Consider the following 15,256-nt stretch of genomic DNA (forward strand, 5'->3'; position numbering starts at 1 on the left):
CCTTTTTTGAAAAATTATCAACTGATCTTTTTTGCTTTGATAGCCTTACTCATACTTACCTCTTGTACAAAAGAGTCTGATTCAAAAAAGACTCGCGAGCAATTGCCTGTCACCAAAAATAGCCAACCGATTGTTCTAGTACCCGGGACAAATGGCACAGCAAATGATTTCGACGATTTTATAGCTGATGTTTCAAAAATATATGATTATCAACCTGAAATATTACGTCTAACAGTTAATGAAGATAATAGCATCATCCACAGTGATGAGCCTCTTAAAAAAAATGCCTATCGACCTTTTATCGTAATTGCGTTTGAAAATGCGACGGAAGACGGTACATTAGAACAGTCTCAACGTCTAAAAACGGCATTAATGTCATTAGAAAAGAAGTATTCTTTTAAAAACTTTGATGCTGTAGGTTATTCTAACGGTGGTTTAGTTTTAACACATTTTCTAAAACACGACGCTAACACAACTAAAATCAAGCTTAGACGAATGGTCACTTTAGCAACACCCTATAATTATTTAAGCATGGACGAAAATGGAAAAGAAAAAAAGGTGACGCCTCTTCCATTTCATAATGAATTACTGACTGAACTATTAACCGATGATGATTCAATTCCGCAAAATATTTCGTACTTAAATATCACAGGTGATATCGACTCTGACCATGGTTCTGACAGTGTCGTTCCCGTTAACAGCGCCTTAGCTGGAAGACTCATTTATCAAGATAAAATCAAGTCATATAAAGAACAAATCTTCTCTGGAAAACAATATAGTCATAGTGGCATTGTTAATGCGACAGCGAGCGAAAAAGCAGTCATGTCGTTTTTATACGGAGACTAAAAATAAAACCGTTGAACTCAGGAAATAAATGAGTTCAACGGTTTTTTTAATTAAATTTCAATTTTGATAATTGTTTACCTTCGTTATCAAAATTTTCGGGTGATAACCATTTTACGTAGTTTTCTACCTGATTACGCCAAGCTATATCCGTCATTGCATACCAAGTGGTGTCACGATTACGTCCATGTGTCGTCGTAATTTGCTGAAAAAGACCTTCGTATGAAAATCCTAAGCGTTTAGCTGCTTTTTTAGAAGGTTCATTCAATGCATCAGCTTTCCATTCATATCTCCTGAAACCAAGCGTTTCGAATACATAGCGCGCAAGTAAATAATGTGCCTCAGTTGAGACAACTGTTTGTCGCATTTTTTCCGAAAACGTAACCATTCCCACTTCGACAACACCGTTAACGATGTCTAAACGCATCAATGCAAATGTTCCAACTGCTTCATTGTTTGCGTTAATAATCGTAAAACAATCATAATCATTGCTGTTTTCCATTCCCAATACGTAATCATTAAATTCAGAATAGACTGTTGGTACAGCGCTCGGTAGATAAGTCCATTGTTGTGGTGACTGGTTCTGACTAAAAGAGTGAAAGAGACTTTCTGCATGCGCTTCAGCATTAACTGGCTCTAAACGACAGTATTTACCCGTTAAAACAACTTTTTCAGGCTTTTTGAATGTCAGGGTATCTTCTGCTAAGGCGACTCCCACTGGCTGTCCATAGTCATTCATACGACTATTTATTTCATCAAACTGTTCGTCACCACAGACACACCGAGTCCTATCAATTCTACCTAAACCACAACTTTTACAAATCCTCATTTCTTCATCCCCTTAACGCTATTATTTTCATATAACTTAACACGATAACCAATATTAACAAAAAAAGCCCCTGTAGAGCAAATTTATCTCTACAAGAGCTTAATTTTTTATTTTTCCATACGTTTATAAACGTTAACAAACTCAATCACGACTTCGCGTAATGTTTCAGTTGTAATTAAAAGATCCTCAGCATGTACTAATAAAAGTTGAATTTCGACTTTCTCACCCGATGCTTCTTTTTGGATCAATTGGTGGTGCACACTATGACCTGTTTTTAATGATTCGTTTCCTTCTTCAATTTTACTCTCAGCTTCTGTAAAATCGCCGGTTCTTGCTGCTCGCAAGCCCTCGAGATAGCTACTACGTGCTGAGCCGACATGGCTAATCATACCAAATATAATCGTTTCCATTTCATTCATCTTTTATTCCCCCTGTAGATAATGATAAACTGCCCCTAACAATCCCGCTTGATTACGATGCGTCACTGCCTCAATCACAGTGTCACGTAAACCAAACCATGTCATTTGTTCCTTTAACTCCTCAATAAATGTTGGACGACTGGTAATTCCACCACCAATAAAAATATGTGATGGATCAAAGAGATAGATTAAATTGTACAATCCTGTACAAATACCGTTATAAAATGAAGAGACCAATCGCGTACAAACAACATCACCTGCATCATACCCTGCAAAAATTTCTTCACCTGTAATATCTTCCAATGCACGTTCTGTGTATGCTGCATATTGCATTCTCATACGATAAATCGTCGTTGTATCATTAAGTGTTTGTGTACCCGGCAATGCTGTACCCGGTGTTTCAGTGAACATATAGCCAAATTCGCCCGCTCTATAGCGATTGCCACGAACTAGTTTATCATTCACATAAATGCCGCCACCAATTCCCGTTCCGATTGTTAAGCACAAGAAGTTTTCTAACGGTTTGGCTTTGCCCAACCATTTTTCTGCTAATAATGCACAATTAGCATCATTTTCAATTGCAGTTGGTAGCTTTAAATTTTTTTCTGACCATTCTAACATATTAAATTCATCAAAATCACGAATAGCACCACCCATTGAAATAACACCCGTTTTGGGATTAACGTAACCAGGCGCACTAATTGCAATTCCACTAACTTCTGGATGTGCAATCACCCATTCTTTCATCTCTGATAAAATATGTAAACCATCAAAATGCTGAATCGTCACTTCTTTTGTTTCAACAATTTCGCCATCGGTTAGTACAACGCCCATTTTGAGCGCTGTGCCACCAATATCGAATGCTGCAATACTACTACTCACTGCTATCACATCCTATTACTTAAAATACAATTTATGCTTCAGAAGCACGTTCTTCTGCATCAGCTGCGTTAACTTTATTCGATACCATTACAAACGGTAAGTAAATCAGAACTGATACTGCCAAACATAAGAGACCCACAGCTAAAGCTAAGAAATTACCACCGGTTCCTAAGAACGGAATTAACGGTCCAGGTGTTGTCCAAGGTACTTGATAGGCTATTGGCGGAATAATCTTTGTTGATACAAAGAAGAAACCAATTAACGTATTAATTGCAGGTGTGATGATAAACGGAATAATAAGGATTGGATTCAATACAATCGGTAAACCAAAGATTACTGGTTCATTGATATTGAATAATCCGGGTCCTATCGATAGTTTTGCTATATCACGATAATCCGCTCGACGAGATGCAATGAAGATGGCAATTAACAAACCAAGTGTCATACCAGAACCACCATAGTTAGCGAATGCATCATTTAATCCACCCCATGTTTCAGGATATGGCGCGCCCCAAGCTGTACCATGTGCTGCAACATAAGATAAGTTTTCTAAGTTTGGCTCTGTGAAAATAGTATCGCGAATAGCTGCGATTGTATTTGGGCCGTGAATACCAAGCACCCATAAAATGTTGGAAATGAATCCAAGTAATAAGACTGAATAAATATTGGTACCCATATCTTTTAATGGTGATTGAATAACTGTATAAACCAAATCATTGATCCCTTTTGGTGAAACCAATGTGATTAAATAGTTTAATACTGAGAATAGAATTGTGATAATTACAATTGGAATTAACACTTTAAACGAACGTGCGACTGCGGGTGGTACCTGATCAGGCATTTTTATTAGTAATTTAGGAGAACGTGATAGTCGACTGAAAACCTCGCCGACAATAATACCAACAATAATAGCAACGAAAAGACCTTGAGCTCCTAAAAACTTAACTGTCATATATGCTTGGTTATTTACTGTTTCATACGGTGTATAAACAATAAAGAACGCACCAACAGCTGTTAAACCTGCGAGTAAATCATCTTCCTTAAATGATATCGCCAAATTTCGGGCGACGAGGAAAACAATTAATATTGCCATAATATTCGTGGAACCTTGCATAACCGGTGTAAATAGTGCCTGTGCCGAAGCTAGATTCGGAAAAATCTTTCCTAAGAACAATATTTTCGCAATAAATCCATCTGGTGAAAGAACTGCAAAGTTTAGTAATGTAACAATTGATCCTGCCATAATAAGCGGGAACACCAGGATAAAAGCATCACGAATCGCAGCAATATGGCGCTGCGAGTTTAATTTATTGGCAACTGGTACCAACATTTTTTCCATACCACGTTCAAACTTTGTCATCATACTCATTTCAATTACCCCCCATAGGTCTGATTTTCATTCATCATCACTGATGATTTACACCTTTAGCCTTCGATTGCTTTTAATGCAGTTTCTAAAACGGCTTTCCCATTAATCATTCCATAATCTTTCATTTCAATCACAAGTACAGGAATACGACCAGCTACCATTTCATCAACTTGTGGTTTTTGATAACGTACTTGAGGCCCTAGCATTACGATATCTGCTGTATCAATTTTTTTTGATGCTTCTGAAATTGATAAAGCTTCAATCGATACTTCAACGCCAACTTCGTCTGCATGCGCTTTCATTTTGTTAACCAATAAACTTGTAGACATTCCTGCTGCACATACTAATAATATTTCCTTCATAATAAATTCCTCCTCTAAGTGATGTTCATTGATTGATAGATAGACTGATTCGTTATGAATCAGTCTATCCTAAATAAAATTTCTAGTCTAACGAGTATTGAACATTTTTTCTCAAACTACAACAACCGATGTTTTTAGCTATTTCAAAAAAATCATTAGACACAGATAGCCTTCTTCATTTTTCTACAATATCTTCAACACCAACCAGGTTGTTTTCGTTCTCAAAGATTCCAATTTATAAGTGTTTTACAAGGTTGAAGATGCTTTTACTCTTCTCTAGCACTTCAACCTAAAACACCTTTAAATTTCATACCCTTATAAAATCTCAAGTACTAGACCTGAAATTTGTATGATAACGTCGAAACATTTCCAGAAAAACTAAGCTGTCTTTATCGAAATTTCATAACGGGATTAAATAATATAACGAGACCTGAAATTTAAGTTTTAAATAGACGTGAATCAGTCTATCCTAACTGAAATTTCTAGTCTAATATGTTATATTTCTAATCCATTCCAATTTGGATAAAGTAGAACGAGCTTATTTTTCTTTCAATAATCAGTCGACGCTCATTAAAATTTCTAGTCTAACGAGTATTGAACATTTTAAAGATTCCAATTTATCAGTGTTTTACAAGGTTGAAGATGCTTTTACTCATCAACTAAATTGGCACCATTTTCTTTAATTGTTTTTTGGTACCAATAAAAGCTGTCTTTCTTATATCTTTTAAGCTCTTTCTCATCGTTTTCTTCACGGTCAACATATACAAAGCCGTAACGTTTTTGGTAACCGTTTAACCAACTTAGTAAGTCAGTGAAGCTCCATGTACAGTAGCCTAACATTTCAACCCCATCTGTAATCGCTTCTTGAATCGCTAATGAATGTTGGCGTAAGTAATCAATTCGATACTCATCGTGAATTTCCTTATCGTCTGTCAAACTATCGTATTCCCCTAAACCATTCTCTGTAATTAAGATTGGTAAACGATAGCGACTTGCGATACGACGCAAACCTATTCTTAAACCAGTTGGGTCAATTTCCCAATCCCAGTTTGTTTTTTCAAGATATGGATTATCTTGTATCTTGAATAGTCCTGGCACACCTTTTTCTTCACTTGTACCTTTTTCACCTGTTGTATTCATTTTACCGTGCCCGACTCCATCAATTGGATTAAAGGCATTTGTCATTGTACGGTAATAGTTTACGCCCATAAAATCTGGCTTTCCTTTTTTCAGTAATTCAGTATCACCTGGTAATATCTCCGGTGCCCAACCTTGTTCTTCTAACCAGTGGAAGATAGCCTTAGGATACTCACCCCATACATAAATATCCATCCAGAAATTAGCATTAAATTCTTCTGCATTTAAAGCCGCTAATTCATTTTTAGGATGTGCATCAATCGCATAGTTAGGACCATATGCAAAACTTGGACCTATTTTACCTGATGTCCCTAATTCACGGAACTTGTTGATTGCTGAAGCATTTGCTAAGTTTGCGTTATGGTTTGCATTATACATACGTTTTTCATCTGAAACGCCTGGTGGATGGTACGCTAATTGATAACCGTGCGAGATGAACACATTTTGTTCATTCAAAGTTACCCAGTGATGTACTCGCCCGTTGAAACGTTCGAACAAAATTGCTGCATATGTTGTGAAATCTTCAATGATTTGACGTGATTCCCAACCACCATAAGCATCTTGTAAACCTTGAGGAATATCCCAGTGATATAAAGTCACGACAGGTTTAATATTATGAGCAATTAATTCATCAATTAAATCATCATAAAATTGTAAACCTTGTTCATTGATTTCACCTCGACCTGTTGGTAAAACACGGCTCCATGCGATAGAAAAACGATAAGCTTTTAATCCTTGTTCAGCCATTAAAGCTACATCTTCTTTGTAACGATGATAATGGTCCACGGCTACATCACCGTTTGTTTCTTTAAATGTTGTACCTGGAATACGGACAAATTCATCCCATACTGATGGGCCTTTGCCGTCTTTATCCCATGCACCTTCTACTTGGTAGGCTGCTGATGCCGATCCCCATAAGAAATCTTTTGGAAAAGGACTTAAACGTTTATGCTCCATAATTCGTACCTCCAAAAAAACTTTATTTTCCTTGCTCCTTTAATGTATACGCTTTCTTTACTTTGAACAACTGTTTCTGAAGGTTCTGACGATTGTTTCACACGTTAGGAAATTATTTCAGAGCTGAAACACAGCGTTTCACTGTCAAAAACCTTTATTACCAAGGTCTATCGTCTTTTTTTAACGTTTCCATCATTTTAAAGCGTTTTCAATACAGTCAAATAAAAAACAGTGTATCTATTTCATACACTGTAACTGGCACCCCGTTAATCATTATGCTCACGATCGTAATTCTTTTTAGCCATTGCTTCTAAAATAAAAAGGACAGGAATTTGAGTGGTGATATTCGTTCGATCAACCATTTCTTGCGTCACATAGTATGAAATATTAACATCAGATAACCCTGCTAATGTATTATGCGTTGTATTTGTAATACTGATAATTTTACTACCGTAATCTAACATGTTATGAGCCTGCTCCAACACCTGATCTGTTTCACCCGATACGGATAATATAATCATGACGGCATTTTTAAATTGTTGTCCTGCATTTGGATAAAAGGGATCCTTTATAAAAAAAGTACGTTGTTTCATATTAGAAAAGAAACGTGAACCATACTCCGCTAAAATGCCTGATGTTCCAATACCAAAGAAAACCACTAAATCAGCTTCATTAATCATATCAACCGCTTCATCTAATATTTCATCATAACCACGGTTCATTGTTCGCTCAAAAAATTCTTCCAACACTTCAACTGTATCGATTGTTTGTGCTTTTTCTTTTTTGACAGCTTCTTGTTTTAATTTAACTTTAAATTCTGAAAAACCTTCACAACCTACTTTACGTGTAAAACGAACAATTGACGCTGGAGAAACATGAGTTGCCTCGGAAAGTTCACGCACTCGCATAAACATCACTTTATCTCGATTATCTCGGATATAGCGATACAAGTGATGTTCCGTTTCAGTGAATTGTCTAACTTCTTCATTTGTAAACATCATGCCACCCACTCCTTCTTACACTCTTGTTTTATTTAATTATAACTGACAAAACAACAATCACAATATGTTTTTATTTCTAAATGCCTTCTATTAATAATAGTTCGCATAAATTTCCAACAAAAAACCGCCATGAAGTTTTAATTCTTCAATGACGGTCATACTAATTATTCAGTTACACCAAATTGGCTATTATACAAATCAGCATAAAAACCTTTTTGTTCAATTAACTCTTGATGATTACCACGTTCGATAACATCGCCTTCTTTCATGACTAATATTAAATCAGCATCTCTGATTGTAGATAGTCTGTGTGCAATAACAAAGCTGGTACGACCACTTCGTAAATTATCCATTGCTTTTTGTAGGTTAACTTCTGTTCGTGTATCAACTGATGAAGTGGCTTCATCTAACACAAGCATATCCCGGTTAGCGATAATTGCACGTGCGATTGTTAACAATTGTTTTTGACCTTGTGAAATATTATTACCATCTTCATCTAGTACTGTGTCATAACCTTCAGGTAATTTTCGAATAAAGTCATCAGCATATGCAGCTTTTGCTGCTTCGACTATCGTTTCATCATCTGCATCATTGTTACTGTATCTAATATTCTCACGTATTGTTCCTTTAAATAACCAAGTATCTTGTAACACCATACCAAACTTCGCACGAATTTCTTCACGCGTTTGACTTTGAATATCGTAGCCATCAATAAAAATATGGCCTTTGTTCACATCATAAAAACGCATCAGTAAATTGATAATCGTCGTCTTACCTGCACCAGTTGGCCCAACGATAGCCACAGTCTGGCCTTTATTAACCGTGAAATCAAGATTTTCCATCAATAATTCTTTACCGTTATAACCAAAAGCAACGTTCTCAAATGCTACTGCATCTGCATATTTTGGTGTATAAACTGCTGGTACTGTTGCTCTTGTATCAATCTCATCAGGTTCATCTAACATTTCGAATACACGCTCAGCTGATGCAATAGTTGATTGGATAATATTTGCAATATTTCCGACATCTGCAAAGGGTTGATTAAACTGACGTGAATATTGAATGAATGCCTGAATATCACCTACGTTGATGCGACCATTTAAGGCATAAAAACCACCGACTAAGGCCACACCAACATAACCAAGATTACCTACAAAACGCATGAGCGGCATTATCAAACCAGAAATAAATTGTGCTCGACGTGCTGCTTTGAAATATTTTTCATTTCCTTCGTTAAAAACAGTAAGAGATTCATCTTCTCTTTGGAAAGCTTTTACTAATTGATGACCACTGTACATTTCTTCTATATGGTTATTTAGTAAACCTAGCTCTTTTTGTTGTGATTTAAAAGCTGATTGTGATTTTTTAGCAACAAAGATAACCACAATGAGGCTCAAAGGAACCGTCAACAAAACAATCAGTGTTAGATTGAAGTTAATCGTAAACATCATGATTGTGATACCAATTATGGTCACGATTGATGTTATCGCAGTCGTTAATGATTGTTGTAATGTATTAGCGATGTTATCCATATCGTTAACAGCTCTTGATAATAAATCACCGTTATTACGTTGATCATAGTAATTCAATGGCAAACGATCCATTTTTTCTTTTAATTGTTTACGCATGTCATATACAGTATTTTGCGCGACTGAACTCATTATGTACTGTTGAACAAAACTAAAGATTGAGCTTAGTAAGTAAAGCGCAATTAACCAAATAACAATCGTTCCTACTGCCTCGTAATCAACATGACGTTCTGGACTCATTACACCTTTAAAAATCAAAGTTGTTGCTTCACCTAATATTTTTGGTGAAACAATTGTAAATAACGTCGAGAGTATTGCAAATATAAACACGATAATAAGATTCAGACGATAAGGTTTCAGATAACCTAGCAATCGCTTAAAACTCGTTTTAAAATCCTTTGGCTTCTCTACTTTATTCATACTATTTCCAGGTCCATGACTCATGCCCACTCCTCCTCTGACAGTTGTGAACGCATAATCTCTTGATACACTTGGTTAGTATTTTTTAACGTTTCATGTGTTCCCACGCCAACCAGATGACCTTCGTCCATCACTAATATTTTTGTTGCTGACATTACTGATGTAATGCGCTGTGCAATTGTAATCATAATTTTTTCATCTTGATAAGCAGTTAATGCTTTACGCAATTTCGCATCCGTTTTAAAATCCAATGCAGAGAAACTATCATCAAAGATATAAATTCCAGCATCTTTAACTAACGCTCTTGCAATTGCCAAACGTTGTTTCTGACCACCTGAAAAGTTATCGCCACCTTGCTCAACTGGTGCTTCTAATTGTTGCTCTAATTCACGCACAAAATCAGCTGCCTGAGCAATTTCTAAAGCTTTCCATAAATCACTGTCGCTTGCATTGGGATTACCGTAACGTAAGTTATCAGCAATAGAACCCGTGAACAATAACGCTTTTTGTGGCACAAGACCGATTTTAGATCTTAATTCAAGTTGAGTTAAGTTTTTTATATCCACACCATTGATCGATACCTTACCTGTAGTTGCTTCATAAAAACGAGTAATCATATTAATAACAGTCGTTTTCCCTGAACCAGTACTACCGATAATCGCTATTTGATCACCTTTATTTGCAGAAAAGCTGATGTTTTCAATTGCTGCTTTTTCGGCATTTTCAAAATTAAATGACACATTGTCAAACACTAATTGTTCAACACTATTAGTGGTTTGAGGTTGTTTAGGATCATGAATTTCTGTTTCTAACGCTAAGACATCATTAATACGTTGTGCCGAAGCAGCTGCTCTAGGAATAAGTACAAACATCATTGCTAACATCATGAATGAAAATAACACTTGCATGCCATATTGGATAAAGGCCATCAAGTTACCTACTTCCATTTCACCTTGTCCAATTAATTTACCACCAAACCATACAATTGCTATGCTTGTTACATTCATTATTAACATAATAACAGGCATTGCAAATGCCATGACTTTGTTTGCATAAATTGCTGTATCAGAATATGAACGGTTAACATCATCAAAGCGTTGACGTTCATCACCACTTTTATTAAATGCTCTTATAACACGAATCCCATTTAAACCTTCACGAATAACGCGGTTTAATGCGTCTGTTTTTAACTGCAATTTCTTAAATATTGGGGTTACTTTCATACCTATAAATATCATTACTAAAATCAAAATCGGCAATACAACGCAAAATACTAATGATAATTTTGCATTTCGTGATACTGCCATTACAATACTTCCCACTAACATAATGGGCGCAGTTAGCATCATTCTTAATACCATCATTGTTAAAGTTTGCATTTGTACCACATCATTCGATGTTCTTGTAATCAATGACGCGGTTCCAACTTTATTAAATTCTTGCAAAGAAAATGATGTCACTTTCTTAAAGATTGCATCTCTCAAATCACGGCCATATGACATGGATACTTTCGCTGAGAAAAATACAATAAATACCATTAATATGATACTGATTAATGTTAACACCATCATTTGAATACCACTTTGCCAAATGTAAGCTGTATCAGCTTGAACAATTCCTTTATCAACGATATTTGCCATTACAGTAGGTAAGTACAATTCTGCAATAACCTCCGCAAAAGTCAAAATGACAATAATCATAATCGACCACTTATAAACTTTTAATCGTGAGAGTAGTTTAATCATTTTTTCACCTCTTCATGTTATTGTTTCTATTTAAGATAATTATAAAACATCTTTTAATGCTTCTTTTAAACGTTGAATTCGCTCACCAATCAACTCATCGTCTTTTCGCATCGTTTCATTAAATAATTTAATATCTTCATCAATATGTTCATTATTTGTGCATATCCCTAAACGCATCGCATTCCCTTGCAATGCTACCTTAGCTATTTCAACCTGTTCAGGATCATACAATTTTTCATGTTGATAAGCCTCTTGTAAATATTTTTTTGCTTCAGCAATCATAATTGCCAAATCTAACACCCGATGCAAAGGTAATTCCTCTGATTGACGAGACCACTTTTCTCCCGTATAACGCCATACTTTAGCTGAAACGTCATAATTACCACGCTTACTCCACTGTGCTATCCCTAAAGATAACCCTTTAGTATCAGTTTCTTCTTTTGTTAGTCTTCCGTCGATGTCATCATAGTTCTCTACTGTAAACACAGGTGCATGCTTTAAATTTGTTGGAATCTCCATAACATCCTCCTTTACTAAAATTAGTAATTTCACTAAACTTAGTAGCACTAATGCATAATACCATTTATTTTTTCGATAAGCAAACAATAATATACTACTAAATAATAACTAATAAACGGTATTATACAGTCGTATATATCAATTTTTTTATGCCATTGTAACTTTCATGTTTTTCATCTACAATAAGCATATAATGTATTTATGAAAGGGATGTTTTTTATGCGTTTTGTCGTAACTTTTTTAGCGACGATTGTACAGTTTATCATCTTCGCTTTTATCGCTTATATGATTGTTTTCAGAGAAAATTACACACTCGGGATTCTGATGTGTGTGTTGATTAGTGCACCTGTTGTTTTTATTGGCGCAACTGCTGCAGAATTATATTACGGTTTACGTAAAGGTACCCCTATACGTTTCGCAATGTATGGCGCTGCTTATGGTTTTTTTGTTGGTTTATTGGTAGCTTCTTTATTCCAACTCTCAACGGCTTTGTTGATACTTACTTGCTTATTAGGTGTCGTTTTCGTTGGTATTTTAGGCGTTACATTCTACTATATCCGCGGTGCTAATCCTGGACAAGCTCGTAAAAAAATTGCTTAATAGAAATTCGGCTCACTTAATAGTGTTGATGACATTTTGTCGTCAACACTATTTTTATTTACTTTTCACAGTACAACTTATCTTTTTTAGAAATTTATATTATTAAAAAACACCCCTCTGATATAACTATTAGAAGGGTGCTAATTTTATTTTTTATTATACGATTCATGTAGCATACGAATAGATTCTTCTTCTGAGTCTGCCTCAATCCCTAACTCTTTCATCACGCGTTTAACCTCATTAATATCTAAAGCCAATGTCGTTTCTGCTGGTGACGAAGGCACTGGTAGAGTAAGGATTTTAGTTACATAAGCTGCATTGCATGCTTCAATAAAACGGTTATAAAGAATGTTAGTTTCTCTTTGGAACGTCACTAATGGATCAATTTGCCCATAAGCTCTTAATCCAATACCTTCCTTAATTGCCTCAACTTGATAAAGATAATCGATCCATTGTTCATCTATCGTTTCAATAAACATTTCACGCTCCATTTGATTAATTGAATAAGCATTAAAACGCAAACGATTCTCATTATACCATTTCAGCATAAACGTTACACCCTCACGTTTACCCATATCAACTAGTTCATCGACTGGTAGTGGCAAAGCGATACCATCAAATAAATCAAAAATAGCAACTTTTTTTGCTTCATCTGTCTTTTCTTTTATAAATATCGTTGTCAAAATTTCTTCCATAATTGCTTCAGTAAAAACTTTTGTTGTTGTCATATCTAAAATTTTGCGTCTTTCAGCATAAACTGTCTGACTTTGAACATGTAAAATTTCATCGTATTGCAACAATTGTTTACGCACATCAAAATTATGTGCTTCCATTGCTTCTTGAGCATTACGCATTAACTTTTTGATGAATTTACCTTTAAGTGGTTGATAGGTCAGTTCTCGTTTTTTTAATTTGTAGCGTTCCCATCGTTTACTATCAAATTGCTTCAGAAGCTCGTCTTCTAACGATAAAATAAATTTGCTGTAACCTGGATCACCACGACGGCCTGAACGACCAATTAATTGTAAATCAATGCGACGACTATCAAAACGAGAAGCTCCAATCACACATAAGCCACCGCGTTTTAAAGATGCTTGATCTAATTTAATATCTGTCCCGCGACCTGCCATATTGGTTGCTATGGTCACCGTTCCTACAGTCCCAGCTTTTGATATAATAGCTGCTTCTAATCGATGATTTTTAGCATTTAAAATGTTATAAGGGATGCCTTCAATGTTAAGTAATTCCCCAAGCCACTCACTATCTTGAATAGAATTAGTACCTACTAAAGACGGTCTACCTTCTTTCAAATTGTGATAAACTTCTTGTACTATTGCTTTTCCTTGCTCTTCTCGTGTTCGATATATTTCCTCTGCTTTATCTTTACGATTTATTCTCATGTTGGTCGGGATGACCACAACATCCAAATTATAAATATTATGAAATTCTTCTGCCTCTGTTGATGCAGTTCCAGTCATACCAGATACTTTTTGATACATTCTAAAATAGTTTTGAATCGTAATCGTTGCTAAAGTTGTTGATTCATAGTTAATTTCAACACTTTCTTTTGCTTCAAGCGCTTGATGAATACCATCATTATAACGACGGCCTGGTATTGCTCGACCAGTATTTTCATCCACGATGACAACTTTACCATCCATTACAACATAGTTTTTATCCTTTTTCATTAAAATATGTGCTCTCAGAGCTGTCATTGTTGCGCGTATTAAATGTTGATTCTCTGAAGAAAACAAATCTTTCACTTGCCAAAAATACTCTGATTTTTCAATACCATTTTCTGACAACCATACTGTATGATGAATTTCATCAAAATTATAGTCTGACTGATTAAATGTTGACAACAAGCGGTTGGCACGTTGATATAAAGATAAATCTTCTGTTTTAGTACTTGAGATAATTAACGGTGTCCGTGCTTCGTCAATTAGAATAGAGTCTGCTTCATCTAATAAAACAAAATCCAATCCAGTCTGAACACGATCTTCGTTGTTTTTTATCATATTATCTCGCAGATAATCAAAGCCGAATTCTGAAGCCGTGCCATAAATAACATCACCTTCATAAATCGCTTTTTTTTCTCCGATGGATGCTTCAGCTATATTTAAAGTAACCGTTAAACCCATAAATTCAAGGATACGTCCAATTTCTTCCCGGTCTCTTTCAGCAAGATATGTATTTGCAGTCATAAGATGTACTTTATTCCCTTTTAAAACTTCTGAATACAATACAAATAATGATACGAGCGTCTTTCCTTCACCCGTTTTCATTTCAGCAATACAACCATCCTCGAGTGCAAGTGCTCCTATAAGCTGCACATAAGCCGCTTCAAAACCAATAACACGGTGGATCGCTTCACGCAGTAAGGCAAAAGATTTCACAAGATCATCCTCAGTTAAGGGTTGACCTTCTTTATATTTAATTCGCCAAAAGGCTGTTTGTTCACTAAATTCACTATCATCAAAATAAGTATAGAGTTTACTTTGCTTCAAAACACGACGGGCTAGACGGCGGTATTCTGTCATCTGTTTATTATGTTTACCAATGTTCATAGTTTAATACCCTCCTGATTGCTACTCTTTCATTATACAATGATTAAAATTTAAATGGTATTTTTATATTATAATAT

Annotated in this window: 13 protein-coding genes; 2 read left to right on the forward strand and 11 right to left on the reverse strand. The window is 35.5% G+C overall.

The features are described from left to right. Window positions 1-6: 6 nt before the first annotated feature. Entirely contained in the window at window positions 7-846 is an 840-nt protein-coding gene (locus tag IKV95_RS01110) for an alpha/beta hydrolase (protein ID WP_069126357.1), read from the forward strand. A 46-nt stretch (window positions 847-892) separates the two neighbouring features. On the opposite strand, the gene IKV95_RS01115 is transcribed toward IKV95_RS01110, so the two are convergent. From IKV95_RS01115 to IKV95_RS01160, 10 genes are all read right to left on the reverse strand, one after another. Then, a complete protein-coding gene (locus tag IKV95_RS01115; RefSeq protein WP_119905266.1) occupies window positions 893-1,672 on the reverse strand; it encodes a GNAT family N-acetyltransferase in 780 nt (259 codons plus the stop codon). A 107-nt stretch (window positions 1,673-1,779) separates the two neighbouring features. Then, on the reverse strand, window positions 1,780-2,091 hold the full coding sequence (locus IKV95_RS01120) for a PTS lactose/cellobiose transporter subunit IIA (protein ID WP_029091372.1): 312 nt from the start codon (window positions 2,089-2,091) through the stop codon (window positions 1,780-1,782). A gap of 3 nt (window positions 2,092-2,094) precedes the next feature. Continuing rightward, entirely contained in the window at window positions 2,095-2,925 is an 831-nt protein-coding gene (locus IKV95_RS01125; protein WP_051535968.1) for an ROK family protein, read from the reverse strand. A gap of 79 nt (window positions 2,926-3,004) precedes the next feature. Continuing rightward, window positions 3,005-4,342 (reverse strand): PTS sugar transporter subunit IIC, encoded by a 1,338-nt coding sequence (locus IKV95_RS01130; protein ID WP_029091370.1) that lies wholly within the window; start codon window positions 4,340-4,342, stop codon window positions 3,005-3,007. 56 nt (window positions 4,343-4,398) lie between these two features. After that, the gene (locus tag IKV95_RS01135; protein WP_029091369.1) at window positions 4,399-4,704 is read right to left on the reverse strand and encodes a PTS sugar transporter subunit IIB; all 306 of its coding nucleotides are present in this window, start codon (window positions 4,702-4,704) and stop codon (window positions 4,399-4,401) included. 648 nt (window positions 4,705-5,352) lie between these two features. Further along, window positions 5,353-6,798, reverse strand: a complete 1,446-nt coding sequence (locus IKV95_RS01140; protein ID WP_069126354.1) for a glycoside hydrolase family 1 protein — start codon at window positions 6,796-6,798, stop codon at window positions 5,353-5,355. Between the two features lie 266 nt (window positions 6,799-7,064). Beyond that, entirely contained in the window at window positions 7,065-7,796 is a 732-nt protein-coding gene (locus IKV95_RS01145; RefSeq protein ID WP_029091367.1) for a MurR/RpiR family transcriptional regulator, read from the reverse strand. A 167-nt stretch (window positions 7,797-7,963) separates the two neighbouring features. Beyond that, window positions 7,964-9,772: an ABC transporter ATP-binding protein gene (locus tag IKV95_RS01150; RefSeq protein WP_051535965.1), complete on the reverse strand. Its 1,809-nt coding sequence runs from the start codon at window positions 9,770-9,772 to the stop codon at window positions 7,964-7,966. Further along, complete coding sequence (locus IKV95_RS01155; protein ID WP_069118917.1) at window positions 9,769-11,493, reverse strand: ABC transporter ATP-binding protein; 1,725 nt, start codon at window positions 11,491-11,493, stop codon at window positions 9,769-9,771. Before IKV95_RS01155 ends, IKV95_RS01150 begins: the two co-directional genes overlap by 4 nt. A gap of 39 nt (window positions 11,494-11,532) precedes the next feature. Beyond that, a complete protein-coding gene (locus tag IKV95_RS01160; protein WP_029091364.1) occupies window positions 11,533-12,012 on the reverse strand; it encodes a DUF6530 family protein in 480 nt (159 codons plus the stop codon). A 219-nt stretch (window positions 12,013-12,231) separates the two neighbouring features. On the opposite strand from IKV95_RS01160, the gene IKV95_RS01165 reads away from it, so the two are divergent. Then, a complete protein-coding gene (locus tag IKV95_RS01165; RefSeq protein WP_029091363.1) occupies window positions 12,232-12,612 on the forward strand; it encodes a hypothetical protein in 381 nt (126 codons plus the stop codon). 146 nt (window positions 12,613-12,758) lie between these two features. On the opposite strand, the gene IKV95_RS01170 is transcribed toward IKV95_RS01165, so the two are convergent. Then, entirely contained in the window at window positions 12,759-15,179 is a 2,421-nt protein-coding gene (locus tag IKV95_RS01170; RefSeq protein ID WP_287451320.1) for a preprotein translocase subunit SecA, read from the reverse strand. Between the last annotated feature and the right edge of the window lie 77 nt (window positions 15,180-15,256).

Source organism: Brochothrix sp. (genome assembly GCF_017549435.1).
Lineage (GTDB): Bacteria > Bacillota > Bacilli > Lactobacillales > Listeriaceae > Brochothrix > Brochothrix thermosphacta.